Annotated in this window: 1 protein-coding gene and 1 pseudogene; both read right to left on the bottom strand. The window is 42.5% G+C overall.

Features of this window, described 5'->3' with window-relative positions:
* A pseudogene (locus BSG1_RS19645) lies at positions 1-308 on the bottom strand (hypothetical protein); the annotation flags it as partial.
* A gap of 79 nt (positions 309-387) precedes the next feature.
* A partial coding sequence (locus tag BSG1_RS19640) for a carboxyl transferase domain-containing protein (protein ID WP_006838999.1) occupies positions 388-730 on the bottom strand: 343 nt, incomplete at its 5' end.

Here is a 730-nt window from a genome sequence, read left to right as displayed (position 1 = left end):
ATTGTCGTTCCATCAGAATATACATAGCCGTCTTTCACTGAAGGCTTTACACCGACCGCAGGGACAACAGTATCCATATGGGAAGTGAAGTAAATTGTATCTGCGCTTTCCTTAGTTCCTTGAAGGGTACAAACCAGGTTGCCTGCACCATGGCCTGTCTGTTCCATTGTGTCATCTTCAAAAACCTCTACTCCAAGGTCTTCAAATTTCTTTGTCAGGACTTTGGAAATTTCCGCTTCATATTTTGTTTCGGAATCAATCTGTACCAGCTCTAAGAATTCATTCAGTAAACGTTCATGATTAATCATACTTTTACCTCCAGTTATGTAGTCACTAGAATAGTATATCTTTTATAGTGAAGGTCTACAAATGTTTACAATCAAGCTATTAAAGCGGAATATTGCCGTGCTTCTTCTTCGGACGCTCCTCTTTTTTGTTTCTCATCATCTCAAGGCCTTGAATCAGTTTGATCCTTGTTTCACGGGGATCAATGACATCATCGACCATTCCCCTTGCCGCAGCAACATACGGATTGGCAAACTTCTCGCGATACTCTTCGATTTTCTGCTCACGGACTTCTTCAGGATTATCACTGTTTTGGATTTCCCGTGCAAAGATGATATTAGCTGCCCCCTGTGGTCCCATTACAGCAATTTCAGCATTCGGCCAGGAGTAAACAAGGTCCGCACCGATTGATTTACTGTTCAACGCGACATACGCACCCCCATAT

Origin of the sequence: Bacillus sp. SG-1 (assembly GCF_000181495.1) — a bacterium.
GTDB lineage: Bacteria > Bacillota > Bacilli > Bacillales > Bacillaceae_B > Rossellomorea.
Note: the sequence above shows the minus strand (reverse complement) of the source record. Positions and strands in the feature narration are given on the sequence as shown.